Source organism: Paracoccus sp. T5, assembly GCF_048538155.2.
Classification (GTDB): domain Bacteria; phylum Pseudomonadota; class Alphaproteobacteria; order Rhodobacterales; family Rhodobacteraceae; genus Paracoccus.
Genome location: NZ_CM135809.1, coordinates 2276298 through 2301208 on the forward strand (window position 1 = coordinate 2276298; position 24911 = coordinate 2301208).

The 24911-nt window shown below is 66.7% G+C and carries 20 protein-coding genes and 1 tRNA gene; 10 read left to right on the forward strand and 11 right to left on the reverse strand.

Annotated features, from left to right (window positions below; translation table 11 throughout):
* Positions 1-13 precede the first annotated feature (13 nt).
* A complete protein-coding gene (rhaS, locus tag ACNR9W_RS11245) occupies positions 14-1006 on the reverse strand; it encodes a rhamnose ABC transporter substrate-binding protein (protein ID WP_419267218.1) in 993 nt (330 codons plus the stop codon).
* Positions 1007-1033: 27 nt separating this feature from the next.
* Positions 1034-1843 (reverse strand): DeoR/GlpR family DNA-binding transcription regulator, encoded by an 810-nt coding sequence (locus ACNR9W_RS11250; protein WP_419267217.1) that lies wholly within the window; start codon positions 1841-1843, stop codon positions 1034-1036.
* 186 nt (positions 1844-2029) lie between these two features.
* On the opposite strand from ACNR9W_RS11250, the gene ACNR9W_RS11255 reads away from it, so the two are divergent.
* Both ACNR9W_RS11255 and rhaI read left to right on the forward strand, forming a co-directional pair.
* A complete protein-coding gene (locus ACNR9W_RS11255; RefSeq protein ID WP_419267216.1) occupies positions 2030-4132 on the forward strand; it encodes a bifunctional rhamnulose-1-phosphate aldolase/short-chain dehydrogenase in 2103 nt (700 codons plus the stop codon).
* Between the two features lie 3 nt (positions 4133-4135).
* On the forward strand, positions 4136-5410 hold the full coding sequence (rhaI, locus tag ACNR9W_RS11260; protein WP_419267215.1) for an L-rhamnose catabolism isomerase: 1275 nt from the start codon (positions 4136-4138) through the stop codon (positions 5408-5410).
* A 62-nt stretch (positions 5411-5472) separates the two neighbouring features.
* On the opposite strand, the gene ACNR9W_RS11265 is transcribed toward rhaI, so the two are convergent.
* A complete protein-coding gene (locus ACNR9W_RS11265; protein ID WP_419267214.1) occupies positions 5473-6084 on the reverse strand; it encodes a response regulator transcription factor in 612 nt (203 codons plus the stop codon).
* Between the two features lie 244 nt (positions 6085-6328).
* Here ACNR9W_RS11265 and ACNR9W_RS11270 point away from each other — a divergent pair, with 244 nt between their 5' ends.
* From ACNR9W_RS11270 to ACNR9W_RS11285, 4 genes are all read left to right on the forward strand, one after another.
* Positions 6329-6811: a putative pterin-binding protein gene (locus tag ACNR9W_RS11270; protein WP_419267213.1), complete on the forward strand. Its 483-nt coding sequence runs from the start codon at positions 6329-6331 to the stop codon at positions 6809-6811.
* A 50-nt stretch (positions 6812-6861) separates the two neighbouring features.
* The gene (locus ACNR9W_RS11275; RefSeq protein ID WP_419267212.1) at positions 6862-9417 is read left to right on the forward strand and encodes an ATP-binding protein; all 2556 of its coding nucleotides are present in this window, start codon (positions 6862-6864) and stop codon (positions 9415-9417) included.
* An 83-nt stretch (positions 9418-9500) separates the two neighbouring features.
* Positions 9501-10625: an HPP family protein gene (locus ACNR9W_RS11280; protein WP_419267211.1), complete on the forward strand. Its 1125-nt coding sequence runs from the start codon at positions 9501-9503 to the stop codon at positions 10623-10625.
* Between the two features lie 99 nt (positions 10626-10724).
* Complete coding sequence (locus ACNR9W_RS11285) at positions 10725-11186, forward strand: tellurite resistance TerB family protein (protein ID WP_419267210.1); 462 nt, start codon at positions 10725-10727, stop codon at positions 11184-11186.
* On the opposite strand, the gene ACNR9W_RS11290 is transcribed toward ACNR9W_RS11285, so the two are convergent.
* From ACNR9W_RS11290 to ACNR9W_RS11300, 3 genes are read right to left on the reverse strand one after another with little or no spacing between them, the layout of a single operon-like run.
* Positions 11183-12493, reverse strand: a complete 1311-nt coding sequence (locus ACNR9W_RS11290) for an NAD(P)/FAD-dependent oxidoreductase (RefSeq protein WP_419267209.1) — start codon at positions 12491-12493, stop codon at positions 11183-11185. The genes ACNR9W_RS11285 and ACNR9W_RS11290 overlap by 4 nt on opposite strands.
* Complete coding sequence (locus tag ACNR9W_RS11295; RefSeq protein ID WP_419267208.1) at positions 12490-13845, reverse strand: glutamine synthetase family protein; 1356 nt, start codon at positions 13843-13845, stop codon at positions 12490-12492. Before ACNR9W_RS11295 ends, ACNR9W_RS11290 begins: the two co-directional genes overlap by 4 nt.
* The gene (locus tag ACNR9W_RS11300; protein ID WP_419267207.1) at positions 13842-14552 is read right to left on the reverse strand and encodes a type 1 glutamine amidotransferase; all 711 of its coding nucleotides are present in this window, start codon (positions 14550-14552) and stop codon (positions 13842-13844) included. Before ACNR9W_RS11300 ends, ACNR9W_RS11295 begins: the two co-directional genes overlap by 4 nt.
* Positions 14553-14698: 146 nt before the next feature.
* Between ACNR9W_RS11300 and ACNR9W_RS11305 the strand changes: the two genes are divergently transcribed.
* From ACNR9W_RS11305 to ACNR9W_RS11320, 4 genes are all read left to right on the forward strand, one after another.
* Positions 14699-15826 carry an aminotransferase class V-fold PLP-dependent enzyme gene (locus tag ACNR9W_RS11305; protein ID WP_419267206.1) on the forward strand — a complete coding sequence of 376 codons (1128 nt, stop codon included), beginning with the start codon at positions 14699-14701 and terminating at the stop codon, positions 15824-15826.
* 62 nt (positions 15827-15888) lie between these two features.
* Positions 15889-16353, forward strand: a complete 465-nt coding sequence (locus ACNR9W_RS11310) for a GNAT family N-acetyltransferase (protein WP_419267205.1) — start codon at positions 15889-15891, stop codon at positions 16351-16353.
* A gap of 49 nt (positions 16354-16402) precedes the next feature.
* Positions 16403-16479: transfer RNA gene (locus ACNR9W_RS11315), tRNA-Arg, on the forward strand.
* Positions 16480-16982: 503 nt separating this feature from the next.
* Positions 16983-18455 (forward strand): hypothetical protein, encoded by a 1473-nt coding sequence (locus ACNR9W_RS11320; RefSeq protein WP_419267204.1) that lies wholly within the window; start codon positions 16983-16985, stop codon positions 18453-18455.
* Between the two features lie 301 nt (positions 18456-18756).
* Here ACNR9W_RS11320 and ACNR9W_RS11325 read toward each other — a convergent pair whose 3' ends face one another.
* The 5 genes from ACNR9W_RS11325 to ACNR9W_RS11345 are packed head-to-tail and all read right to left on the reverse strand — an operon-like array spanning position 18757 to position 24730.
* The gene (locus ACNR9W_RS11325; RefSeq protein WP_419267203.1) at positions 18757-19500 is read right to left on the reverse strand and encodes a DUF2243 domain-containing protein; all 744 of its coding nucleotides are present in this window, start codon (positions 19498-19500) and stop codon (positions 18757-18759) included.
* A gap of 44 nt (positions 19501-19544) precedes the next feature.
* Complete coding sequence (locus tag ACNR9W_RS11330) at positions 19545-21599, reverse strand: NAD(+) synthase (RefSeq protein WP_419267202.1); 2055 nt, start codon at positions 21597-21599, stop codon at positions 19545-19547.
* Positions 21596-22084, reverse strand: coding sequence for a CinA family protein (locus ACNR9W_RS11335; protein ID WP_419267201.1), 489 nt, complete (start codon positions 22082-22084; stop codon positions 21596-21598). The genes ACNR9W_RS11330 and ACNR9W_RS11335 overlap by 4 nt, the downstream gene beginning before the upstream one ends.
* 45 nt (positions 22085-22129) lie before the next feature.
* Positions 22130-22270 (reverse strand): hypothetical protein, encoded by a 141-nt coding sequence (locus ACNR9W_RS11340; RefSeq protein WP_419267200.1) that lies wholly within the window; start codon positions 22268-22270, stop codon positions 22130-22132.
* 24 nt (positions 22271-22294) lie between these two features.
* Entirely contained in the window at positions 22295-24730 is a 2436-nt protein-coding gene (locus ACNR9W_RS11345) for a glucose/quinate/shikimate family membrane-bound PQQ-dependent dehydrogenase (RefSeq protein WP_419267199.1), read from the reverse strand.
* Positions 24731-24911 lie beyond the last annotated feature (181 nt).

A 24911-nucleotide genomic window follows, 5' to 3' on the forward strand; every position in this document is an offset into this window, starting at 1 on the left:
GCAGGTTCGGCGATCAGAAGATCGAGCTGAACTCGTCGATGTTGCTGCTGTCATAGACGAAGGGGTCGGCCATCGCGGCCTCGTTGTTCTCGTCCAGGGTGATCTCGCCCATGCGGCCGATGGGGATGGTCGCGCCCGGCTCGGCCGTGGCCTCATCCTTGGCCAGGTGATAGGCGATCATTGTGGCCGAATAGCCCAGGTCGATCGGGTTCCAGATCGCAAAGCTTTTCGATGCGCCGGATTTCACGTGGCCGGCCATCTCGGATGGCAGCCCCAGCCCGGTCACGTTGACCTCGCCGATCTTGCCCGCATCGGTGACCGCCTGCGCGGCCGCGACGATGCCCACGCTGGTCGGCGCGATGATCGCCTTGAGCTCCGGGTGGCTCTGCATCAGGCCCTGCGCCTCGCGATAGGACTTGTCCGCCAGGTCGTCGCCATAGACCGTCGCGACCACGTTCACGTTCGGATAATCGCCCGCGGCCTTGTTCATCTCCTCGATCCAGGTGTTCTGGTTCGTGGAGGTCGTGGTCGCCGACAGCACCGCCACGTCGCCGCCCTCGGGCAGCTGGTCGGCCGCCAGCTTGATGATCATGTTGCCGATCAGCGGGGCCGAGGACGGGTTCAGGTGCATCTCGCGCCCCTCGGGGGCCACGCCGCTGTCCCAGCTGATGACGGTGATGCCGCGATCCATCGCGCGCTTCAGCGTCGGCGCCAGCGCGTCGGTGTCATTGGCGCTGACGGCGATGGCGTCCACGCGCTGCGCGATCAGGCTGTTCAGCACCTCGATCTGGCCTTCGGCGGTGGTGTCGGTGGGGCCGGTATAGATGATCTCGACGTCGCCCAGCTCGGCCGCGGCCTCCTCGGCGCCCTTGTTGGCCGCCTCGAAGAAGCCGATCCCCAGGGCCTTGACCACCAGCGCGATGCGGGTCGTCTCGGCCTGGGCCGCACCCGCCATCAGCACCGATGCGATGGCGGCGGTGGTCAGTGCCTTTCTCAGAATGCTCATGTGATCCTCCCTATGAGCGGTACCGCGTCACTCCTCCTGAACGCGGCTCTTGCGGTCGGCCGCGGCCACGGGGGCCACGATCAACCGGACTTCGGCCGCTTCCAGCATCTGGGCGGCACGATCCTCGATCCCGTCATCGGTGACGACGGCACGAATGCGGTTCAGCGGGCACAGCAGCAGGCTGGACCGCTGGCGGAACTTGGAACTGTCGGCCAGCACGATCAGCTGGTCCGCCTGGCCGATCAGCTTCTGTTCGGCCTGCACCAGCAGCGGGTCGCCCTCCATCAGGCCCAGGGGCCCCAGGCCCCGGCAGCCCATGAACATGCGGCGCGCGTGGAAATGCCGGCTGCCATCCTCGTCAAAGGGCGACAGGATGATGTTCTGCTCGCGATAGATCGCGCCGGCCGGCACCAGGACGGTGTTCTTGGACTGCTTCAGCAGGTGTTCGGCGATGGGAAAACTGTTGGTAAAGACCTGCAGCCGCTTGGTCGTCAGCGGATGGACCATCTGGAAGGTCGTCGTGCCGCCGTTGATGATGATCGCGTCGCCATCCTCGCACAGGTCGACCGCCGCCTGCGCGATGGCACGTTTCTGCGCGATGTTGATCACCTGGTTGACGGCAAAGGGGCGCGCGTTGATGCCCACGAATTGCGGCGGCGCGATGGCCTCGGCCCCGCCCCGGATGCGGCGCAGCTTCTTGGCGACATGCAGCTGGGCGATGTCGCGCCTGACCGTCGCCTCGGAGGCGCCGGTCAGGGCGCACAGGTCCGACACGCTGACCACGGGACGTTCCTGCACGGCGGACAGGATGATGCGATGTCGTTCCGTCTCCAGCATGGTCCCCTCCGATGTTGCGCTCAGTTTCCATCATAAACGCGCAGTGTCAATCATTTTCGCGCGCAGAAACTGTTTCTGCACCTGCATAATGATCGGTTTTGATCGAAACTGATTGACTTTGAGCCGAATGCCGCGCTATCCGCATCCTGACGGCGCGGCGTCCTGCCGCCAGGATGGGAGGATACCATGACCGCCACTCTTGCCCCCGAACGGCTGCAGAACCTGTGGGACGACGCGCAGGCCGCATCGATGAGCGAATCCGAAAAGCTGCTCTATCGCTCCAACCTGCTGGGCTCGGACAAGCGCGTCACCAACTATGGCGGCGGCAACACCTCGGCCAAGGTGATGGAGACCGATCCCCTGACCGGCGAGACGGTCGAGGTGCTGTGGGTCAAGGGTTCGGGCGGCGACATCGGGTCGATGGGGATGGACGGGTTCTCGACCCTCTACATGGACAAGCTGCGTGCGCTGAAGGGCAAGTATCGCGGCATGGCCCATGAGGACGAGATGGTGGGCTATCTGCCCCATTGCACCTTTGCGCTTAACCCGCGCGCGGCCTCCATCGACACGCCGCTGCACGCCTATGTCCCCCGCAAGCATGTGGATCACGTCCATTCGGATGCGATCATCGCCATCGCCGCGTCCGTCAACTCGCGTGAACTGACGGCCGAGATCTTCGGCAACGACATCGGCTGGCTGCCCTGGAAGAAGCCCGGCTATGAATTGGGCCTGTGGCTGGAAAAGCTGGCGACCGAGAACCCGCAGATGCGCGGCGCGGTTCTGGAAAGCCACGGGTTGTTCACCTGGGCCGACGACGCCCAGGATTGCTACCTGACGACGCTGGAGATCATCAACAAGGCCGCCGCCTGGCTGGACGAACGGACCGCCGGCAAGCCCGCCTTTGGCGGCACCAGGGTGCCCACGCTGGACGCCCCGCAGCGCCGCGACATCGCCGCGCGCCTGATGCCGGTGATCCGCGGGCTGATCTCTCAGGATCGCCACAAGGTCGGCCATTTCGACGACCAGCCTGCGGTTCTGGAATTCGTCGGCTCCAACGCGCTGGAGACGCTGGCGCCCATGGGCACCTCCTGTCCCGACCATTTCCTGCGCACCAAGATCCGCCCGCTGGTCGTCGATTTCGACCCCGCAAACCCCGATCTTGATGCCACCATTGCCGGGCTGGGCAATGCCGTCGCCGCCTATCGTGACGATTACGCCGCCTATTACGATCGCTGCAGAAAGCCAGACAGCCCGGCCCTGCGCGATCCCAATGCGGTTGTTTACCTGGTTCCGGGCGTCGGCATGCTGACATTCGCGCTGGACAAGGCCACGGCCCGCGTCTCGGCCGAGTTCTACGTGAACGCGATCAACGTGATGCGCGGCGCCAGCGCCGTCAGCACCTATCAGGGCCTGCCCGAGCAGGAGGCCTTTGACATCGAATACTGGCTGCTGGAGGAGGCCAAGCTGCAGCGCATGCCGAAACCCAAATCGCTGGCAGGCCGCGTGGCTCTGGTCACCGGCGGCGCGGGCGGCATCGGCGCGGCCACGGCGGAACGGTTCCTGCGCGAAGGCGCCTGCGTCATGCTGGCCGACATCGACGCGAATGCGCTGCAGACCACCCATGAAGGACTGGCGGGCAGTTTTGGCCGCGACGTCGTGCGCAGCGTGCAGATGAACGTCACCGACGAGACACAGGTCGCCCGGGCCTATGCCGAGATGGCGGTCGAGTTCGGCGGCATCGACATCCTGGTGTCGAATGCGGGCATCGCCTCGTCCGCGCCCATCGAGGAAACTTCGCTGGCGCTGTGGAACAAGAACATGGACATCCTGTCCACGGGTTATTTCCTGGTCTCGCGCGAGGCGTTCAAGACCTTCCGGGCGCAGGACATCGGCGGTTCGGTGATCTTCGTGGCCTCCAAGAACGGCCTTGCCGCCAGCCCCAATGCCAGCGCCTATTGCACCGCCAAGGCGGCCGAGATCCATCTGGCCCGCTGCCTGGCGCTGGAAGGGGCCGAGGGCGGGATCCGCGTCAATGTGGTGAACCCCGACGCCGTCCTGCGCGGATCGCGGATCTGGGAGGGTGAGTGGCTGGACCAGCGCGCCAGCACCTATGGCACTGACAAGGACGGTTTGGAGGAGATGTATCGCAACCGCTCGATGCTGAAGCGGTCGGTCCTGCCCGAGGACATTGCCGAGGGCGCGTATTTCTTCGCCAGCGACCTGTCGGCCAAATCGACGGGCAACATCCTCAACGTGGACGCCGGCAACGTCCAGGCTTTCACGAGGTAAGCCATGATCGACCAAAGCATCATCGAGGCGCAGAACGACGCGCGCCGGGCCGACCTGACGGCCGACTACGACGCGCTTGGGGCCCGGCTGGCACGACGCGGCGCCGATATCGAGGCGCTGACCGCCCGCGCCATGGCCTTCGGCGTCGCGGTTCCCAGCTGGGGCACCGGGACCGGCGGCACCCGCTTTGCCCGCTTTCCGGGGATGGGCGAGCCGCGCGGCATCATGGACAAGCTGGACGATTGCGGCGTCATCCACCAGTTGACAGCCGCCACGCCCACAGTCAGCCTGCACATCCCCTGGGACAAGGCGGACCCGGCGCTGCTCTGCGAAAAAGCCGAGGAGGTCGGGCTGGGCTTTGACGCCATGAACTCGAACACGTTCCAGGACCAGCCGGACCAGGCCCACAGCTACAAGTTCGGCTCGCTGTCCCATACGGATGCGGCCACACGCCGGCAGGCCGTCGAGCACAACCTGGAATGCATCGAGATCGGCCAGGCCATCGGGTCACGCGCGCTGACGGTCTGGATCGGGGACGGGTCGAACTTTCCGGGCCAGACTTCGCTCTCGCGCCAGTTCGACCGCTATCTGGAGGCGATGAAGCAGGTCTATGCCGGGCTGCCGGAGGATTGGCGGATCTTCTCCGAACACAAGATTTATGAGCCGGCCTTCTACTCGACCGTGGTGCAGGACTGGGGCACCAGCCTGATGACCGCGCAGGAGCTGGGCCCAAAGGCGCAGTGCCTGGTGGACCTCGGCCACCACGCGCCGAACGTCAACATCGAGATGATCGTCGCGCGCCTGGTCCGGGCAGGCAAGCTGGGCGGGTTCCACTTCAACGACAGCAAGTATGGCGACGACGACCTGGACGCCGGCACGATCGACCCCTTCCGCCTGTTCCTGGTCTTCAACGAGCTGCTCGAGCTGGAGGACAGGCAGGGCCTGGACCTGTCGCACATGATCGACCAGAGCCACAACGTCACCGACCCGATCGAAAGCCTGATGATCTCGGCCGTGGAGATCCAGCGCGCCTTCGTGCAGGCGTCGCTGGTCGACCGCGTGACGCTGGAGGGGTTCAGGCAGGACAACGACGCCCTGATGGCGGCCGCGACCCTGCGCACGGCCTTCCGGACCGATGTCGACCCGATCCTGCAAATGGCGCGGCTGCGCGCGGATGCGGCGGTCGATCCCGTGGCGGCGTTTCGCGCCTCCGGCTATCGCGCCCGCGTGGCGGCCGAACGGCCGAAATCGGTGGGCGGCGGCGGCGGGATCGTCTGATCCGCGCCTGCGCGACCCCTGCGCAACCAGGGGGCGCCTGCAAAGGCGGCGCCCCTTTCGTCTCAGCTGATCAGCCGCCTGTCCCGCGCGATCATCGCGGCCTGGGTGCGGTTGCGCGCGTCCAGCTTGCGGCACAGCGTCTTGACGTGCAGCTTGATCGTCACCTCCTGCAGGCCCAGTTCGCGGGCGATGTCCTTGTTCGACCGCCCCTCGGTCAGGCCGCGCAGGACCTGCGTTTCGCGCAGGGTCAGGTCGCCCACCGGCTTGGGCCCCGCCTGGTCCAGAAAGCCGTAGGGCACGAAGACGTCGCCGCCCGCGATGAAGCTGATGGCCGAGGCCAGCGACCGTGCGCCCATCGTCTTGGGCAGGAAGCCCCGCGCCCCCGCCTCGATCGCCTCGCGCGCGACCGTGGCCGAGGCGGTGCCCGACAGGATCGCGACCGGCTTTCCCGCCATCAACTTGCGAATCCGCGTCAGCCCCGCCAGACCGTCCATGCCCGGCATGTCGTAATCCAGAAGCACCAGATCGAACCCGTCCGGACCGGCCTTGGAAATCGCGGCCTCGGCCTCGGGAACGTCGCCGACCTCGGTGATGTCCCCGACATTCTGGCTGGTGAGAAACATCACGAGGGTCTCCCGGATCAGGTCATGATCATCTGCGATCAGGATTTTCACGGGGCACCTCTTTCGTGTAATTCATTGGCGAAGAAATTGGATATCATGATCACAAGATTTCGTGATACTGCAAAAGCAGCGTAAAACCATCCCATCCTGTTCAAAAATTCCGTCCAGGACCGGCCTTAGGATGTCTCGACTATACTTTCGGGTAAAGGTGAATACGAACGAAATGATGCGCTTGGGCTGCACATATGACAGATTTCAGTTCCGGACTGCCCAACCCCGTGCCACAGGATCGCGCATGACACGCCCAGCCCTTATCGCAGCCTTCGCCGTCATGACGGCCGGTTTCGCCGCCACGGCCCTGCCCGCCGCCAGCGAGGAGCCGATCCTGACGGTCGAGGGACCCCAGGGAACCGCCAGCTATGACCTGGAGGCGCTGAAGGAGATGGAGGCCGTGACCTTCACCACCAGCACGATCTGGACCGACGGGCCGCATGAATATACCGGGGTTCCGCTGCGGGACCTGCTGGAACATGCCGGGATCACCGAAGGCAGCGTGCAGGCGACCGCCATCAACGACTATGCCGTCGAGATCCCGCTGGACGAGGTCACCGAGCACCACCCGATCGTCGCCTATCACATGGATGGCGAACCGATGTCGATCCGCGAAAAGGGGCCGCTGTGGGTCATCTATCCCTTTGACAGCGACGCGGCGCTGCGGGCCGAGGTGATCTATTCGCGCAGCATCTGGCAGCTGGCCCGGATCGCGCCCGCCCCCTGACCCCACCCTCTCCATGAAGGCGCGCCGGCCTGGCGCGCCGAAGGCCCCGGATGCGTCAAAGATTTGGCCTGACCCTAGCCGGCTTCATCCTGATCGTCGCGGCCTGTGCCGGCACGGTCTGGATGATCAGTGCCGATGCACGACGCCAGATCGAGAAGCTGGCCAGCGCCAATCTGGAAAGCGTCCAGTGGGCGCTGGCGCAGTCCGAGGTGGAACTGCTGACGATGCTGGATATCCTCGGCGACATCCAGCAGACCCCGCCCCCGGACCAGGCCGCCAAGCTGCAGCAGTTTCGGCTGAGGTTCGACGTCTTCTATTCCCGCAACCGCACGCTGAACATTGGCAAGGTTTTCGAACATGTGCGCCTGAACGGCGGCGTCGAGACCGCCTTGGCCGAGATCAACGATTTCCTGGCCTATGCGGTGCCGCTGGTCGACGGCTCCGATGCGCAGCTGATCGCCGCCCTGCCCGACCTCAGCGCGCGGGCCAGGGCGCTGCGCCCCGCCGTCCGCGAGATCTCGCTGGAGGGGGTGCGGACCAACTCGCTGCATTCCGACCAGCAGCGGGGTCAGGTCGCCTCGGCGCTGGAGGACCTGGCCCTGCTGGTGGCGGCGCTGTTCCTGTCGCTGGTGGCGGTGGTTCTGGCGCTGGCCTTCATGGCGCGCAACGCGCGGGACCAGGCAAAAAGCATCGCGGTGACCCATGACCGCCTGCGCGCCGTGATCGCCACCTCCATCGATGCCATCGTCGTGGCCGATGCCCACGGCCGCATCATCGACTTCAACGAAGTGGCCGTGCGCATCTATGGCTATTCGCTGGAAGAGGCGCTTGGGGCGGACATGGTGTCCCTGATCGTGCCCGAGCCGCTGCGCGACGAGGTCCGGACCCAGGTCGAGGCGATGCTGGATGGCACCGGGTGGGTCGACCTGTCCGAGAACCCCAGGCCGGCCGAAGCGATGGCCATGCGCAAGTCCGGCGAGGTCTTTCCGATCGAGGTGTCGGTGGCGCGGGCGGAAAGCGAGACGGGACCCGTCATGGTCTGCTTTGTCCGCGACATCTCGCGACGTGTCGCGAACGAGGCCGAACTGATCCGCGCCCGCGACCGCGCCCTGGCCGGAGAGCAGGCCAAGGCCGACATGCTGGCCGTCATGAGCCACGAGATGCGCACCCCGCTGAACGGGCTGATGGGCACGCTGGACCTGCTGATGACGACCGACCTCGACGACCGCCAGCGCCGCTATGCGCAGGTGATGGCGCAGTCGGGGCAGCTGCTGCTGCGGCACGTGAACAACGTCCTCGACATCTCGCGCGCGGATGCGGGGGTGATCGAACTGGTCTGGCGGCCCTTCGACCCCCGGCAACTGGTCTCGCAGATCCTGGACGGGCTGCAGGCGCAGGCGCAGCAGCGCGGCAATGTCCTGTCGCTGGCGATGATCGGCGACAACCGCCGCCCGCTGCTGGGCGATACGGTCCGGCTGACGCAGATCCTGATGAACCTGGTCGGCAACGCGATCAAGTTCACCGAGGGCGGGCATATCCTGGTCGAGATCGACCGCAGCGTGGGTGCGGGCCATGTGGAGTTCCGCGTCACCGACACCGGTATCGGCATCGCGACCGAGGACCAGCAGCGCATCTTCGACGAGTTCGTGACGCTCGACCCCTCGTTCCAGCGCGAGGTGGAGGGCACGGGCCTGGGCCTGGGCATCGTGCGCCGCCTGGCTGGGCTGATGGGAGGATGGGTGACGGTGGACAGCCAGCCGGGCGAGGGCTCTTGCTTTACCGTGCGCCTGCCTCTGCCCGAGCAGGCACCGGAGCCCCAGGCGCCGGCCGCGCCCGAAGCCCCGGCACCCGCGGCCCCGGCGCAGCTGGAGGTCCTGGTGGTCGAGGACAACCAGATCAACCGCATGGTGGTCGGAGAGATGCTGGCCTCGCGCAACTGCCGCGTGGTCGAGGCCTGCGACGGCCAGGAGGGCGTGATCGAGGCAGGCCGCCAGCGCTTTGACCTGATCCTGATGGATATCAGCATGCCGCGCATGGACGGGGTGACGGCCGCGCGGGCGATCCGGCGCGAGGGTCCGAACACCGACACACCCATCATTGCGCTGACGGCCCATGCCCTTCCGGCGGATCAGGCGAATTTCGCCCAGGCCGGCATGGAGGCCACGCTGACCAAGCCGCTGTCCTTCAAGGCGCTGGACGACATCCTCAGGCGCTTTGCCAACAAGGCCGACGCCGCCGCCCCGCCCCCCGCCAAGCCCCGCACGGGGCCAGACCGCAGGGAAGCCGCCCGCGCCCATCTGGCGGAGAGCATCGGGCCCGAACGCGCTGCGCAGGTCGTGGATCGCATCCTGGCAGAGCTTGACGACGGGCTGGCGCGGCTGCGGGACATGATCCAGGACCCTGCCCTGAACGAGGATGTCGCCCGCCTGGCCCATCGGATGGCGGGATCGGTGGCGCTGATCGGGTTTGACGACATCCGCGACAGCCTGAACCGGCTGGAGACCAGGGCGCGTGGCGCGCAATCGCCTGATCGCGCCGGGCTGGCCGCTCATCTGGCGGAACTGGAGGCGATGGCACCGGCCAATGGTTCGGAGGCCCACCCCTAGAACCGGCTGCCGGAACGGGGTCCGGCATTTCATCCCTTCGCTGCTTTACTTTTAGGCATTTCGATGAAACCACGTGCAGTCTCATGCCCGGAGGTCGTCCCGTGCTGTCAGAACTGTCCAGGATCCTGCGCGCCTTCGGTCCCGCCGTCGCCTCCACACCGCCGGTCGAGGCGCTCCGCGCGGGCCTGGGCGCCCTTGTCGGCTTGGCGGTCGCGGGGATTTTTGCCCTGTCGCCTTCGGTGGACGGGCAGCTGGGGCTTTACCTGATCGCGCCCTTCGGGGCCAGTTCGGTCCTGCTTTTCGCGGTTCCGAACAGTCCCCTGGCCCAGCCTTGGGCGGCCGTGGTGGGCAACACCGTCGCGGCGCTGATCGGGGTCGCGGCCTGTTTGCTGATCGCCGACCCGGCGCTGCGGATCGCGCTGGCCGTGGGCTGTGCGATCACCGCCACGATCCTTTGCCGCGCCCTGCATCCGCCCGCCGGGGCCGTGGCCATGACCGCCGCGATGAGTCCCGATGCCGTGGCCGATCTGGGCTTTCGCTTTGCCCTGACCCCGGTCGCTGCGGGGACGATCCTGCTGGTGGCGCTGGCGGCGGTTTACGCCCGGCTGACCGGGCGCCACTATCCGCTGCGCCAGTTCGACGAACACCACCCCAACCGGACCCGGGACCCCGCGCCCGATCACCGGCTTGGCCTGTCCGAGGCGCAGCTGAACGACATCCTGGAACGCTATCGGCAGAGCTTCAACCTGGGGGCCGAGGATCTGGCCCGGCTGGTCGGCGCGGCCGAACTGCAGGCCGCGGCGCAGCGCACCGGCCCGGTCACCGCCGCCGACATCATGTCCCGCGATCTGGTGACGGTGCCGCCCGATGCGCCGGTCGAACGCGTGGCGGGCCTGTTCCGGCAGCATCGCTTTACCTCGATCCCGGTCGTGGGTGCGGGCGACCGCTATCTGGGCGTGATCTTCCAGATCCACCTGATCGGCACCCTGGCCCCGGGAAACCCGGCCCGCGCCATCATGCAGACCCAGATCCCGCAGGCGGCCCCTGCCACGCCGCTTGGGGAATTGCTGCCGCTGATGGCCGATGGACAGGTCGATGCCGTGCCGGTGCTGGTGGGCGACCGGATCCTGGGCATCGTGACCCGCACCGACCTGATCAGCGCCCTGGCCCGGCCGCTGGCGCAGGGTGTTCCGGCCGGGCGGCCGTGACGGGGGCTGCCGGGAACGGCGTGCGGACCCGCGCGTTGGCAGGACGGGTCGCAGCTGCCATAAACGATCCGGACCACCCCAGAAAGGAACGTCGCAACAATGTTCAAGGATCTTCTGGCTCGCCTGACCGGCGAGGCCCCCGGACCCGCGCCCTTGGCCGGAGAGGAAGCCGAACTGGCCATCGCGGCGCTGCTGGTCCGGGTGGCGCGTGCCGATGACCATTTTGACCAGGCCGAACGGCAGCGCATCGACCGCATCCTGGCCTGCCGCCGGGGCCTGACCCCGCAGGAAGCCGCCAGCCGCCGCGCCGAGGCCGAGGCGATGGAGGCCGAGGCCAGCGACACCGTCCGCTTTACCCGCCAGATCAAGGACCGCATCGCGCTGGAGGACCGCGCCGGCGTTTTGGCCGCCATGTGGGAGGTGGCCTATGCCGATGCCGACCGGGACGCGGACGAGGAAAGCCTGATCCGGCTGGTGACGGGCCTTTTGGGCATCAGCGACCGCGAATCCGCCCAGATCCGGCAGGAGGTCATGGACCGGATGGGCCTGCCCCGGGACTAGAACCCCAGCCTGTCGCGCAACCCGAACCAGGCCATGCCCGCGACCAGCAGCGGCTGGCGCAGCATGGCGCCGCCCGGAAAGGCCCGCGTGGGCACCGCCGCCATTGCGTCGAACCGCCCCGCCTGCCCCGCCACAGCCTCGGCCATCAGGCGCCCGGCCAGGGTGGCCAGCGCGACGCCATGGCCCGAATAACCGCTGGCCGACAGGCAGTTCGGGGCCGGGCGGGCAAAGCAGGGCATCCGGTTCATGGTGATGGCCAGGGTGCCGCCCCAGGCATGGGTCAGCTCCACCCGCTCCAGCTGCGGATAGACCGACAGCAGATGCGGACGCACCACGGCGCGGATGTCGCGGGGGAAACGATAGGTCACGGTTTCCCCCCCGCCAAAGACCAGCCGCCGTTCGTCATCCAGCCGCCAGTAGTTCACCACGAACTTGGTATCGGCGACCGCGATGCGCTGCGGCAGGATCTCGGGGAAGTCAGGCCCCAAGGGGCGGGTGGCGACGATGTAGTTGTTGATCGGCAGGACACGCGCGGCGACATGCCGGTCCAGCCGGCCCAGATAGCCGTTGCAGGCCAGGATCACGTGACGGGCCCGCAGGCTGCCGTCGCGGGTGGTGATGCGGCTGTCCTGTCCCGCATGCGGGACATGGGCGATCCCCGTCACCTCGCTGCACTCGCAGATCGTGGCACCCGCGGCTTCGGCCAGGCGCGCCATCCCCAGCGCCAGCGCCAGGGGCTGGACATGGCCCGCCCCGCGATCCAGGTCGCCGCCCACATAGGCAGGGCTGCCAAGCGCCTCGGCCAGCTGGTCCCGGTCCAGCGGGACCACCTGGTCATAGCCATAATGCCGGGCCAGGTGATCGGCCATGTGCCGCGCGTGAGCGACTTCGGAGGCGGTGCGGCAGGCATGGGCGATGCCGTCGCGGATGGGCACGCCCGCCTCGGCCGCCAGCGCGCGGGTCAGGGCCTTGGCCTCCTCGCCCAGGTCCCAAAGGCGGCGGGCGGCTTCGGGACCCAGATGCTGCTCCATCCAGTCGACCTCCTGGCGCTGCCCGGAGCCGATCTGTCCCCCGTTGCGCCCCGAGGCGCCAAAGCCCACCCGATGCGCCTCCAGCACCACGACCGACAGGCCCTGCCGCGCCAGATGCAGCGCCGCCGAGAGGCCGGTATAGCCTGCCCCGATCACCGCCACATCCGCGCGCCGCTCGCCCCGCAACGGTGCGCGCCCGGGCTCTTCGCCGGACTGCGCGGCATAGAGGCTGGGCGGATAGGCGCCGGGGCGGTCGTTCAGGTGCAGCAGGTTCATACGTTCAGCAGCAGGTGTTCGCGCTCCCACGGGCTGATGACCTGCAGGAACTCCTTGTATTCGTTGCGCTTGACGGATTCGTAGACGGCGGTGAACTCTTCGCCGATGACACTGCGCATGGCCTCGTTCTCGATCATCAGGTCCAGCGCGTCGCCCAGGTTGTAGGGCAGCTCGTCCTCGGACATATAGGCGTCGCCCAGGCATTCGGCACGCGGGTTCTCGGCCTCCAGCAGGCCCAGATAGCCGCAGGCGAGGGAGGCGGCGATGCCCAGATAGGGATTGCAGTCCATGCCCGCCAGCCGGTTCTCGATCCGCCGCGCCTCGGGCGACGAGATCGGCACCCGCAGACCCGTGGTGCGGTTGTCGCGGCCCCATTCCAGGTTGATGGGCGCGGCAAAGTCCGGGACATAGCGGCGATAGCTGTTCACATAGGGCGCCAGCAGCGCGACCGCCGCCGGCAGGTGCCGCTGCATCCCCGCGATGAAATGCAGGAAGGCCGGCGTCTCGCGGCCCTTTTCGTCGGAAAAGATGTTCTGGCCGGTGGCGATGTCGGTGACCGAATGGTGGATGTGCATCGCGCTGCCCGGCTCGCCCTCGATGGGCTTGGCCATGAAGGTGGCAAAGCAGTCGTGGCGCAGCGCGGCCTCGCGGATCAGGCGCTTGAAATAGAAGATCTCGTCGGCCAGGGCCACCGGATCGCCGTGGTTCAGGTTGATCTCGACCTGGCCCGCGCCGCCTTCCTGCAGGATGCCGTCGATCTCGAAGCCCTGCGCCTCGGCAAAGTCATAGATGTCGTCGATGACCTTGCCGTATTCGTCCACGGCAGACATGGAATAGGCCTGCTTGGCCGCCGCGCGACGCCCCGTGCGGCCCATCGGCGGGATGATCGGCTGGTTCGGGTCGATGTTGCGCGCGACCAGGAAGAACTCCATCTCGGGGGCCACAACCGGGTTCCAGCCCTTGTCGCGGTAAAGCTGCACGACGCGCTTCAGCACGTTGCGCGGCGCGATGGGCACCGGGTTGCCCTGCTGGTCCAGCGCGTCATGGATCACCTGGATGGTCCAGTCGGCGGTCCAGGGCGCGGCCGTCGCCGTTGAATAATCGGGCGTCATCACCATGTCGGGTTCGGTGAAGGCGCCCGAGGGGTTGTCGGCCCATTCCCCGGTGATCGTCTGCAAAAAGATCGAGTTCGGCAGGTAGAACCGTTCCTGGCGGGCAAATTTCGACGCGGGCATCGCCTTGCCCCGCGCCACGCCCGCGATGTCGGCCACGATGCATTCGACCTCGTCCAGCCGGCGCCCGGCCATGAAGTCGCGCGCGGCCTGCGGCAGCTTGTCGGTCCAATCGCTCATGCGGCACCCTGGGCGTCGTGGCGCGTCATGGCGCGCGGTTGCTTGAAGAATGCCTCGATCCGGTCGGCCAGAAGGTCAGATCCCTTGCGCTCTCCCATCCGGACCGCGGCTTGGGCCAGCAGATCGGGGGGCACGACGCCCTTGGCGCGGGTATCCATCAGCCCCTGGATGAAGTCGTCGCTGAATTCCGGATGCGCCTGCACCGTGAATGCCCGGTCGCCATAGATCAGGGCCGCATTCTCGCAAAAGGCGTTCTGGCCCGCGATCTGCGCCCCCGGCGGCAGGACCACGACCTGGTCCTGGTGCCAGGCGTTCAGCGTCACCGTCTCGCCGTTGAAATCGTAATCCTGGGTGCCGACCGACCAGCCGCCGGGATGCTTGACAACCGTGCCGCCCAAGGCCTGGGCGATGATCTGGTGGCCAAAGCAGATGCCCACCATCGGCACGCCCGCGTCATGGGCACGGCGGATGAAATCCTCCAGCGGCGGGATGAAGGGGTGATCCTCGTAAGCGCCGTGGCGCGATCCGGTCAGCAGCCAGCCATCGGCCGCCGTGACGTCGTCGGGAAACTCCATCTCCTCCACGTGCCAGGTGCGGAAATCAAAGCCGCGCCCTTCCAGCAGGCGGATGAACATGTCCGGGTAATCCCCCAGGCTGTCCTTCAACTGGGCTGGGGACTGGCCGCATTGAAGTATGCCGATGCGCATTGAAAACCTTGATGTTGCTGACGACCCGAAGGTAGTCGCGCGGACGGGGGCACCGCAAGGGGTGATCCCGCCTGCCCCCTTTGGCGGTCTGGCACCGTGGCGCGGGTCGCGCTAGATTCCCCCGGACAGCAGCGAAAGGACGCCCCATGCCCCATCAGCGCCCCGAGATCGACCCCGAGGGTCTGGACGAGTTTTCGGTCGTCTTCACCGACCGGTCGCTGAACCACATGTCGCAGCGGTTCCAGCAGGTGATGCGCGACCTGTCGGCGACGCTGCGCGAGGTCTATGGCGCGGCGCAGGTCGCCATCGTGCCCGGCGGCGGCAGCTATGCGATGGAGGCCGTGGCCCGGCAGTTCGGCCGCGACGGCCACGCGCTGGTCGTGCGCAACGGCTGGTTCAGCTATCGCTGGAGCCAGATCTTCGACGCCGGCGGCTTTGCCCGCGAGGTCACCGTCGCCATGGCCCGCCCGCAGGGGAACGAACCTCGGCCCGCCTATGCGCCCCCGCCCCTGGACGAGGTCGTGGCAAAGATCCATGAGGCGCGCCCCGATGCCGTCTTTGCCCCCCATGTGGAAACCTCGGCCGGGCTGATCCTGCCCGACGACTATATCGCCGCCCTGGCCCAGGCCGCGCATGAGGTCGGCGCGCTGATGGTGCTGGACTGCATCGCCTCCGGGGCGATCTGGGTGGACATGGAGGCGACGGGCGTCGACGTGCTGATCTCGGCCCCGCAGAAGGGTTGGTCGGCCTCGCCCGCGGCAGGGCTGGTGATGCTGTCGGATCGCGCGGCCGAACGGCTGGCCGCCACCGACAGCGACAGCTTTGCGCTGGACTTGAAGAAATGGCGCGCGATCATGCAGGCCTATGAGGACGGCGGCCACGCCTATCACGCCACCATGCCGACCGACGCGCTGCTGGGCCTGCGCGACGCGATGGAGGAAACGCGCCAGATGGGCTTTGAATCCGCGCGCGAGGCGCAATGGCGTCTTGGTCGCGCCATCCGCGCCGATCTGGCGGCGCGCGGCATCCGTTCGGTCGCGGCTGAGGGATTCCAGGCGCCCGGCGTCGTCGTCAGCTATACCAGCGACCCCGAGGTCAAGACCGGCCGCGCCTTTGCGGCCCAGGGCACCCAGATCGCCGCCGGAGTTCCGCTGGCCATCGAGGAGGGCGCCGATTTCTCGACCTTCCGCATCGGGCTCTTCGGGCTGGACAAACTGAAGGATGTCGAGGGCACGGCCGCCCGGCTGACGGCGGTCTTCGACAAGGTCCTCTAGGTCTTTACGCGAACGTCACGCCGGGCTAGGTCCGGCGTGGACATATGCTGGGGGTGCCGCAGATGACGCTGACCATCGACCGGGAAAGCCCGATGGGCGCGGATCTGGATCTGCTGTTCCAGCGCCATACGGCCGAAATGCAGGCCGACACGCCCCCCGAATCCATCCACATGCTGCCCCGCGCCGATCTGGCCGAACCGACCATCGCCTTTTTCGTGATCCGCGATGCCGGACGCCCAGTGGCCATGGGGGCACTGAAGGACTTGGGCGGGCCCGAGGCCGAGGTCAAGTCGATGCATGTCCTGGCCGAATGCCGCGGTCGCGGGCTGTCGCGCATGCTGCTGCGCCACCTGATCGGCCACGCGCAGGGGATGGGCAAGTCGCGCCTGTCGCTGGAAACGGGCGTGCAGCCGGGATTCGTGGCGGCGCGCGGCCTTTACACCCGCGCGGGGTTCAGCGAATGCCCGCCCTTCGGCAGCTATCGCGCCGACCCGAATTCGGTCTTCATGACGATGGCTCTGGCGTGATACGACGCACCGCGCTATGACGGGCGCGCGATCGGACGACCGCGAATGCGGCCCCGTAGCTCAACTGGATAGAGCACGGACCTTCTAAGTCTGTGGTTGAGGGTTCAAGTCCTTCCGGGGTCGCCAATTTCAAGAAACCAATGTTCTTGACCAACGATCTGCGGAGCCGTTTCCGTTCCGGATCCGATCAATTCCATTTTTCGTTCCGCTTCCGGTGCGGACAGCAGGCACCAACGTCCCCCCGCTTTCGACGATCGCTGCATTTCCGCGAGGGTTTCTTGTCCGGACTTCCCCTGCGCGCGTGGCTATGCCTGAGAACCAGCTGCTGAACGCACTAGACGAGCATGCCCACCCCGTGTGACCAACCATGTCATGTGCCGCCGCGCATGGCCCATCGCCTTATGCAGCCATTCGAGGTCCTTCTGCATGTCAGTTGCAAAGGCAGGTCGCCTGCGGTTGAAAGGGCTATGATCATGCTGCTGACCTTGCCCGCCTGCGCGGTCGCGCCCGCACGTGACAATGCAGCAGACGCACTGGAATGCGGCAGCGGCCCCCAATCGCAACGGCTCGGCCTGAGGCTGATCGACACTCACGGCAGAATTTGGCAATAGTCCCTCGAAAGGAACGCCATGCCCACCCGCAGAAACATCCTCCTGAGCCTCGCCGGCTACCTGAGCAGCAGCAGCATCCTGGCAGGTCCCTTGGCCGCATTCGAAGCGGCCGAACCCCTCCGTCCCGGCTCCACGCCGGGGCCGGCCGTGCCTGAGGTGCCCATCTGGACGCTTTCGGCGCAGCCCGTGCTGGACATTCCGTCCGAGGTGATCGTTCCGCCCGGCACGCAGGACATCTACATCCCTGTGGCTGTCGATCAGTGCGAATGGCAGTCCTTCATGGCTTACTGCGACCGGATGGTGAATCTGAACGGCGGCGGCATCAATGTCGGCAGTTCGACGCAGGCCCGCGAGCGTTTCGCCGGCCTGGATGTGGTGTACCACTGGTCGCCGGGAGACGACCCGCTGCACTACGTCAAGATCAGCCCGCGTGAGAGCTATTCAGGTGGGCAAGGGTTCCAGGTCGCGATCCGGGTCAAGGGGCTGGGGGACAAGCAGAAGGGACAGAACGTCACGGTCCTCTATGTCGAGGGAGCGGAACCCCAGCAGATCACGCAGCCCTATCACCGCCCGCTGCGGCGGCTGGACCTGTCGGGCGCCAGGCGCAGCAATGCCTTCGATCCGGCGACCTTGAAATGGTCGCCGACCGGCTTCGACGCGGACGGCAAGCCGTGCTTCATGTCGGCGCTGTCTCACGGCCGCGCCCAATACGGCAACGGGGAAACGGGCCTTTACGCCGACGAGACCATCGCGGGGGCCGACAACCCGATCAGCTATGACCCGAGAGAGAACGCCATTCGGCTGCACACGCGCGGCTTTACCGGCGATGAGCGGCCGGAGTGGGATGGGCGCCCCTGGTCGTTTCAGGCCGCCGTCCTTCAAGGCCTGCATCTCGATGACGTCTGCGGAGAGGAAGGGACCTGGCGAATGGAGGCCAGGATCCCGAACCGGCTCTTCAGCTGGCCGGCATTCTGGCTGGTGAACCGCGTGCAAAACTCGCGCGGGATCTGGGAGAATCGCTGGCCCGGCGAGATCGACATCCTGGAAAAGTTCAACGGAGCCTGGGGCGCGGCTGACACGCCCTATACCAGCTCTTTCGCCCAGCATTACGGCCCGCTCGGCGAATGGGATAACAAGGCCGGGAAAATGGGCCATGACTTCGACGTTCATCAATACGGTTCGCCCCGCGTTCCGCTGGATGAAGTCTATACGTCCTGGGCGGCCCATGTCCGTTACGACGAGCAGGACACCACCAGGTCGCAAGTGACGTTCTTCGTCAACGACCTGGAGGTCGGCTGCCAGGTGCTGCACGCCCGCCACCAGGACCTGACCCGCAAGGTGCAGTTCTATCCGATCTTCAACGTGGCCGTTCGCACCCTCGGGAATTACACGGCCGAGCAGTATGACGCGGACCCTCGGACCGGCGACATGTGGGTGCGGGACATGGGCTATTTCCCGACCGGCGCGCGGATGGTGCCGATCGAGGGATGAGCGATCAGGCGCCTTAGCCGACAGCCGTCGCCTGCGGATCCGTCACAATAGGCGCGGGCTTGTTTAACGCGCCTGCGCCGCTCCAAAGCATCGGACCTACGAGAGACCCAGCCCCTCCCAAAGGGCCCATCCTTAGTCCAACAGGTAGCGTCGCCTGTCATCTCCCCGGTTGGCTGGTTTCCAACTCGCCTCGCAACTTCTAAAAGAATTTCGTTTGCAGCCTTTTTTGTTTTCCCAAAGGCTTCTGAAAATATGAAAAACACCGACCTGTTCCGGGATCGCCACATCTTTCAAATCCTGCTCAGGCACGGCTCCACGCAAAGCAGCCAGTCGGCAGGACCGAGCCGCCCACCAGAAGTGCGCCCTGCCGGTAAAGCCCAAGGCGCTGCCCCGGCTCCATGTCCACCAGCACGACGCCCATGTCGGGCTCGGCCCAGACCAGCGTCGCGCCCGCTCGGTCCAGAACGTCCGTGACCTGTTCCGCGCTCAGGCCCGCACGGAACACGATCGCGGTCAGCGGCATGTCCGGCGGCGGACGCAGCGCCCATGCCCCCATCCCCAGGCAAAGCATCGCGACGGGCAGCACCGGCGGCCGTCCCCTCCCTTGGCCACCGCCCCGTCGCGTCAGCATCCAGCCAATTACCAAGGGCAGCAGGCCAAAAACTGCCAGCCACCCCAGATCCCACAACAGGGGATAGGCACTGTCCACCCGGATGCGGTGGATGCCCAGAACCCAGTGGGACAGGACGGCATCGACCACATGCCACAGGCCAAAACCCATCAGCAGCCAGCCGGACAGCGTGGTGCCGACAGAGGCGCGACGCCGCGCGCGCCAAAGCCCGATCAGCCCCAGGATCGCCACCAGATACATGGCCGCGTGGAAATATCCGTCCCAGAGGATCTGCTGGCGCAGGTCGGTGATGCCGGGGACCAGGCTCAGCAGGTGGTGCCACTGCAGGATCTGGTGCAGCAGCACCCCGTCGAAAAAGCCGCTCAGGGCAAAGCCCACCGCCAGCGCCGATGCCGTCCACAACCGATCCTGCATCGTGGCCCCTCCTCTGCGGTCAGACCCTGCCGACCGTTCCGCGATCAGCTTCCGGGCCACCTCTCCGGCACCGACTCCAACTCCTCGAGCCAAGGCGTTGCCACGCTGTCCGAGGGCGCCCGCCAGTCGCCGCGCGGGCTGAGGGCGCCGCCGGCCGAGACCTTGGGCCCGTTCGGCAGGGCCGAACGCTTGAACTGACTGGTGGCGAAAAAGCGGACCAGGAAACGTTCCAGCCAGTGCCGGATCGTCGCCAGGTCATAGGCGTTCTTCTTGGCCTCGGGAAAGGCGTCGGGCCAGATGCCCTGCGTCGTGTCGTGCCAGGCATGCCAGGCCAGAAAGGCGACCTTGGACGGCGGCAGGCCATAGCGCATGATGTGGAACAGGAAAAAGTCGTTCAGCGCATAGGGGCCGATCTTTGATTCCGTGCTCTGCATCCCCTCGTCGCCGTCGGCCGGCACCAGTTCGGGAGAGATCTCGGTGTCCAGGATCGCCTCCAGCACCTGGGCCGTGGCATCGTCGAACTGCCCCGTGCGGGCGGTCCAGCGGATCAGGTACTGGATCAGCGTCTTGGGGACGCCCGCATTGACGGCGTAATGGCTCATCTGGTCGCCGACGCCATAGGTGCACCAGCCCAGCGCCAGTTCGGACAGGTCGCCCGTGCCGATGACAAAGCCGTTCCGCTGATTGGCCAGGCGGAACAGATAATCGGTGCGCAAGCCCGCCTGCACGTTCTCGAAGGCGATGTCATAGACAGGCTGGCCCTCCGCAAAGGGGTGGCCCATGTCCTGCAGCATCTGGGTCGCGGCGGGACGGATGTCGATCTCCTCGGCCTGGATGCCCATGGCGCGCATCAGCTTCCAGGCATTGGACTTGGTACCCTCGGAGGTCGCGAAACCAGGCATGGTAAAGCCCAGGATGCGGTCGCGCGGCAGGCCCAGGCGGTCGCAGGTCTTGGCCGCGACGATCAGCGCATGGGTGGAATCGAGGCCCCCGGACACGCCGATGACCAGGTTGTCACCGCGGGTGGATTCAAAGCGGCGGCGCAGGCCTTCGACCTGGATGTTGAAGGCCTCGTAGCAGTCCAGGTCCAGGTGGCTGGCGCGGTTGGGGACATAGGGAAAGCGTGCCACGGGTCGAATCAGCCCCGCATCGCGCCCGTGCGGGCGGTGCCGGAAGGTGATGCGGCGGAATTGCGGATCGACCTGGCGCGCGGCATCGTTGAAGCTGCCGGTGCGCATGCGTTCCGACAGGATGCGGCCGGTGTCCACATCCGCCATCAGCAGCTGCGGCTCGGTCGGGAAACGGGCCGATTCCGCCAGCAGATCGCCCAGCTCATAGATCAGCCCCTGCCCGTCCCAGGCCAGGTCGGTGGTGCTTTCGCCCGGGCCCGCCGCCGAATAGGCATAGGCCGCAAAGGCGCGCATCGACTGTGACTGGCACAGCAGGTGGCGGTCCGTCGATTTGCCGATCACGATGTTCGACGCCGACAGGTTGGTCAGGATCACCGCCCCCGCCATCGCCGCATCCGATGACGGCGGTGCGGGCGTCCAGAGGTCCTCGCAGATCTCGGTGTGGAAGGTCAGCCCGGGCAGGTCGCTGGCCTGAAAGATCAGGTCCGTGCCGAAGGGCGCCGTGACGCCCGCCACATCGATCTGCTGGCCGGTGATCCCGCGCCCATGCGCGAACCAGCGCTTTTCATAGAATTCGCGATAGTTCGGCAAGTAGGATTTGGGCACCACGCCCAGCAACTCGCCCCGCGCGATAATCAATGCGCAGTTGTAAAGCCGGCCGTCGCGGCGCAGCGGCGCGCCGATCAGCAGGACCGGGGCCAGCTTGGCGCTGGCCTCGATGACGCGGCCCACGGCACGTTCGACCGCCGAGAGGACCGCGTCCTGCAGGTGCAGGTCGTCGATGGCATAGGAGGACAGGCACAGTTCCGGATAGACCAGCAGGTCCACCCCGGCCGCATCGGCACGCTCGGCCTCGGCGATGATGCTGTCGCGGTTGAAGGACACGTCGGCCGGACGCACGCGCGGGGTCGAGGTGGCCACGCGGACAAAGCCGTGGCGGTGCAGGGCGGCAAAGGAAGGGTCGCTCACGAGACGGCGCCCTCCATCATCTCGACCACCGTCTTCAGGCAGGCCGCGCGGATCGGGTCGCGACCAATGGCGCCGAACTGTTCCTTGCGGTGCAGCGTCTCGCCGTCGCGCCGGGCCAGGGCGAAATGCACCAGCCCCTCCTCGGCATCACCGCCCGGAGAGCCCGCATAACCCGTCACCGAAACGGCGATATCCGCATGGGACCGCCCGATTGCCATTTCCGCCATCATGATTGCCACCTCTTGCGATACGGCGCCCTTATCCTGCAGCAGATCCGCATCGACGCCCAGAAGCTCGCGTTTCGCGTCATCCGTATAGGTGACGAAACCACGATCGAAGGCATGGGAACAACCCTCGATATCGGTCATCAGCGCGGCCACCAGGCCGCCGGTGCAGCTTTCGGCGGTGGCGACGGTCAGCTCACGCTCGCACATGCGGGCCAGAACCTGCTTCATTCTTTCCGCCATCGGGTCGGTGTCGTTCATCTGTTCCGTCCTTGTCCTGTCTTGCCCGCGCCTCTCCGGCCGCGGTCACTCCTGCACGACCGCATGGGGCGGGCTGCCGGCCTCCATGCCCTCGACATCCGCCGGGGCGCGCAGGAAGGCCACGGCTGCCACAACGGCGGCGATCAGCACCACCAGCAACAGCATCATCATCACTCGGTTGTTCATGGTCCGGTTCTTTCCTTTGTTCGATTACGCGTCGGGCAGGGCATAGGCCAGGATGTAGTCGCCGGGCGTCGTGCCGACCGAGCCGTGGCCGCCGGCCACCATCACCACATACTGGCGCCCCTGATGTTCATAGGTCATCGGCGTGGACTGGCCCCCTGCCGGCAGGCGCGCGCGCCAGATCTCGGCCCCAGTGGTCAGGTCATAGCCGCGCAGATAGTTGTCGACGGTTGCGCCCAGGAAGACGACGCCGCCCGCGGTGATGATCGGCCCGCCGATCCCCGGCACGCCCAGCTCGAAGGGCAGCGGCAGCGGGGTCATGTCGCGGACGGTGCCGTTCTTGTGCTGCCACAGGATCTCTCCGGTGCGCAGGTCGGCCCCCGCGACATAGCCCCAGGGCGGCGCCGAACAGGGCACCTGCAGCGGTCCCAGGAAGGGCCCCATCACCACGCCATAGGGCGCGCCCTCGTTGCGGTTCAGGCCCTGTTCGCTGGCGGTCTCGCCCTCGGACGGTTCAGGGATCTGGTCGCGCGGCACCAGCCGCGAGGTGAAGGGCAGATAGGTCGGCATCCCGAACATCACCTGCCGCACCGGATCGACCGCGATCGAGCCCCAGTTGAAGACGCCGAAATTGCCCGGATGCACGATCGTGCCCTTGATCGACGGCGGCGTATAGCGGCCCTCATAGTTCAGGCGGTGCAGCTGGATGCGGCAGACCAGCTGGTCCAGCATGGTGATGCCCCACATGTCGGCCCCGGTCAGCGGATCGGGCATGAAGCTGAGCGCCGAGCGCGGCTGCGTGGGCGCGGTGTAGTCCTCGGGAATGCCACCGCCCGGCGCGGGATGTTCGGTCACGTCCAGCAGCGGCTCGCCGGTGCGGCGGTCCAGGACATAGATGTCGCCCTGCTTGGTGGCCTGGACCAGCGCCGGCACGGTTTCGCCATCCTGCTGCGTCAGGTCCACCAGTACCGGCTGCGCCGGCACGTCCATGTCCCACAGGTCGTGATGAACCGTCTGGAACACCCATTCGCGCTGCCCCGTCGCCACGTTCAGCGCCACGACCGAGGAGGAATGTTCTTCCACCGCCTCGCTGCGGCCCATGCCCAGCTGGTCGGGCACCTGGTTGCCAAGCGGGATGTAGACCAGCCCCAGTTCCTCATCGACCGAAAAGACCGACCAGCTGTTGGGGGAATTCGCGGTATAGGTCTCTCCTCCCGCGATATCGATCGGTTCGGTCTGTGCCGGGTTGGCGGAATCCCAATTCCAGACCAGTTCGCCCGTGTCGATGTCGAAGGCGCGGATGACGCCCGATTGCGAATAGATCGAGAAGTTGTCGTTCACCGCCCCGCCGATGATGATCAGGCCGTCCACCGCAACCGGAGGCGAGGTGGAATAGTAATAGCCGTCCGGATTGTAGGGCATGCCTGCTTCCAGGTGCAGCTCTCCGTCGTCGGCAAAGAAGGTGCAGCGTTCGCCCGTCTCGGCATCCAGCGCGATCAGCCGGGCATCGGCGGTCGGCATATAGACGCGGCGGGCGCACAGGGCGGCATCAGCTGTTGTTGCCTCGGGTGCGGCCGGAGCCGGGGTCTCGTCCTGGGGCAGCGGCGTCACCGAGGGGGCGGCCGCGGCAGCAGGCGCCGGCGCCTCCCAGTAGGTGACGCCGCGGCAGGTCTGGTGCTGGCGGTCCGGGTTCAGGCCGGAGTTCGCATCATAGCGCCAAATCTCTTTTCCCGTCCCCGCGTCGATGGCGATGGCAAGATTGTGAGGGGTGCAGACGTAAAGCGTGTCATCCACCTTCAGCGGGGTCACCTGATAGGTCGTTTCGGTCACGTCCTCGGGCAGCTTGACGTCGCCGGTCTGATAGCTCCAGACCAGGTCCAGCTCCGAGACATTGGCCGGGGTGATCTGGGCCAGCGGGGAATAGCGCTGGCCATAGTTCGTGCGGCCGTATTGATGCCATTCGCCCTCGTCGAAATCAGCCCCCGTGGCCGGGTCCTGAACCAGCGCCTGTTCCGGCAACCGTCCCGGCAGGTCATGGGGATCTTGGAACATCGCATAAACGGCCACCGCCACGCAGACCAGGCTGGCCACGGCAACCGGCAGCACCGGCAGCTGCCGCTGATCCGGGGTCGTGGGATCATGCCACGAAGGCCTGGCAGGGCGGCGTGCCCCCGGCAACAGCATCCACAGGCCAAGGACGACGATGATCCCGCCGCGCGGTGCAAGCTGCCACCAGTCAAGCCCCACTTCCCACAGGGCCCAGGCCAGCGTGCCCAGCATGATGGCCCCGTAAAGCCAGGTTGCGGCGGGTCGCCGGGCGCGGATCAGCCAGGCATTGACCAGCAGCGCCAACCCCGCGACCAGATAGTACCAACTGCCGCCCAGGGCGGCCAGCCAGCCGCCTCCAATCGTCAGGGCCAATCCCAGAAGCGCCAGCAGCCCCCATGTCAGCGTCATCATCATCAGGCGGGTTCCCTCGGTTTGCAGACAGTTCTCTCACCGAACCGTGACCCGCCGTGATTGTTCCAGCCGCAGATCAGTCGCCTGCCAGTTAGGTTCAGGGCCGCTGGAACAAAACATTCCGCTTCCTGTTTGTGGAATGCCGGCCCTGCGGGGCCAGATGACCAAGGCCGCGGCCTTGGAC

Excerpts from the sequence above, each read along its gene's own strand:
- rhaS (WP_419267218.1), bottom strand. The coding sequence starts at position 1,006 with ATGAGCATTCTGAGAAAGGCACTGACCACCGCCGCCATCGCATCGGTG.
- ACNR9W_RS11250 (WP_419267217.1), bottom strand. The coding sequence starts at position 1,843 with ATGCTGGAGACGGAACGACATCGCATCATCCTGTCCGCCGTGCAGGAA.
- ACNR9W_RS11255 (WP_419267216.1), top strand. The coding sequence starts at position 2,030 with ATGACCGCCACTCTTGCCCCCGAACGGCTGCAGAACCTGTGGGACGAC.
- rhaI (WP_419267215.1), top strand. The coding sequence starts at position 4,136 with ATGATCGACCAAAGCATCATCGAGGCGCAGAACGACGCGCGCCGGGCC.
- ACNR9W_RS11270 (WP_419267213.1), top strand. The coding sequence starts at position 6,329 with ATGACACGCCCAGCCCTTATCGCAGCCTTCGCCGTCATGACGGCCGGT.
- ACNR9W_RS11275 (WP_419267212.1), top strand. The coding sequence starts at position 6,862 with ATGCGTCAAAGATTTGGCCTGACCCTAGCCGGCTTCATCCTGATCGTC.
- ACNR9W_RS11280 (WP_419267211.1), top strand. The coding sequence starts at position 9,501 with ATGCCCGGAGGTCGTCCCGTGCTGTCAGAACTGTCCAGGATCCTGCGC.
- ACNR9W_RS11285 (WP_419267210.1), top strand. The coding sequence starts at position 10,725 with ATGTTCAAGGATCTTCTGGCTCGCCTGACCGGCGAGGCCCCCGGACCC.
- ACNR9W_RS11290 (WP_419267209.1), bottom strand. The coding sequence starts at position 12,493 with ATGAACCTGCTGCACCTGAACGACCGCCCCGGCGCCTATCCGCCCAGC.
- ACNR9W_RS11295 (WP_419267208.1), bottom strand. The coding sequence starts at position 13,845 with ATGAGCGATTGGACCGACAAGCTGCCGCAGGCCGCGCGCGACTTCATG.
- ACNR9W_RS11300 (WP_419267207.1), bottom strand. The coding sequence starts at position 14,552 with ATGCGCATCGGCATACTTCAATGCGGCCAGTCCCCAGCCCAGTTGAAG.
- ACNR9W_RS11305 (WP_419267206.1), top strand. The coding sequence starts at position 14,699 with ATGCCCCATCAGCGCCCCGAGATCGACCCCGAGGGTCTGGACGAGTTT.
- ACNR9W_RS11310 (WP_419267205.1), top strand. The coding sequence starts at position 15,889 with ATGACGCTGACCATCGACCGGGAAAGCCCGATGGGCGCGGATCTGGAT.
- ACNR9W_RS11320 (WP_419267204.1), top strand. The coding sequence starts at position 16,983 with ATGCCCACCCGCAGAAACATCCTCCTGAGCCTCGCCGGCTACCTGAGC.
- ACNR9W_RS11325 (WP_419267203.1), bottom strand. The coding sequence starts at position 19,500 with ATGCAGGATCGGTTGTGGACGGCATCGGCGCTGGCGGTGGGCTTTGCC.
- ACNR9W_RS11335 (WP_419267201.1), bottom strand. The coding sequence starts at position 22,084 with ATGAACGACACCGACCCGATGGCGGAAAGAATGAAGCAGGTTCTGGCC.
- ACNR9W_RS11340 (WP_419267200.1), bottom strand. The coding sequence starts at position 22,270 with ATGAACAACCGAGTGATGATGATGCTGTTGCTGGTGGTGCTGATCGCC.
- ACNR9W_RS11345 (WP_419267199.1), bottom strand. The coding sequence starts at position 24,730 with ATGATGATGACGCTGACATGGGGGCTGCTGGCGCTTCTGGGATTGGCC.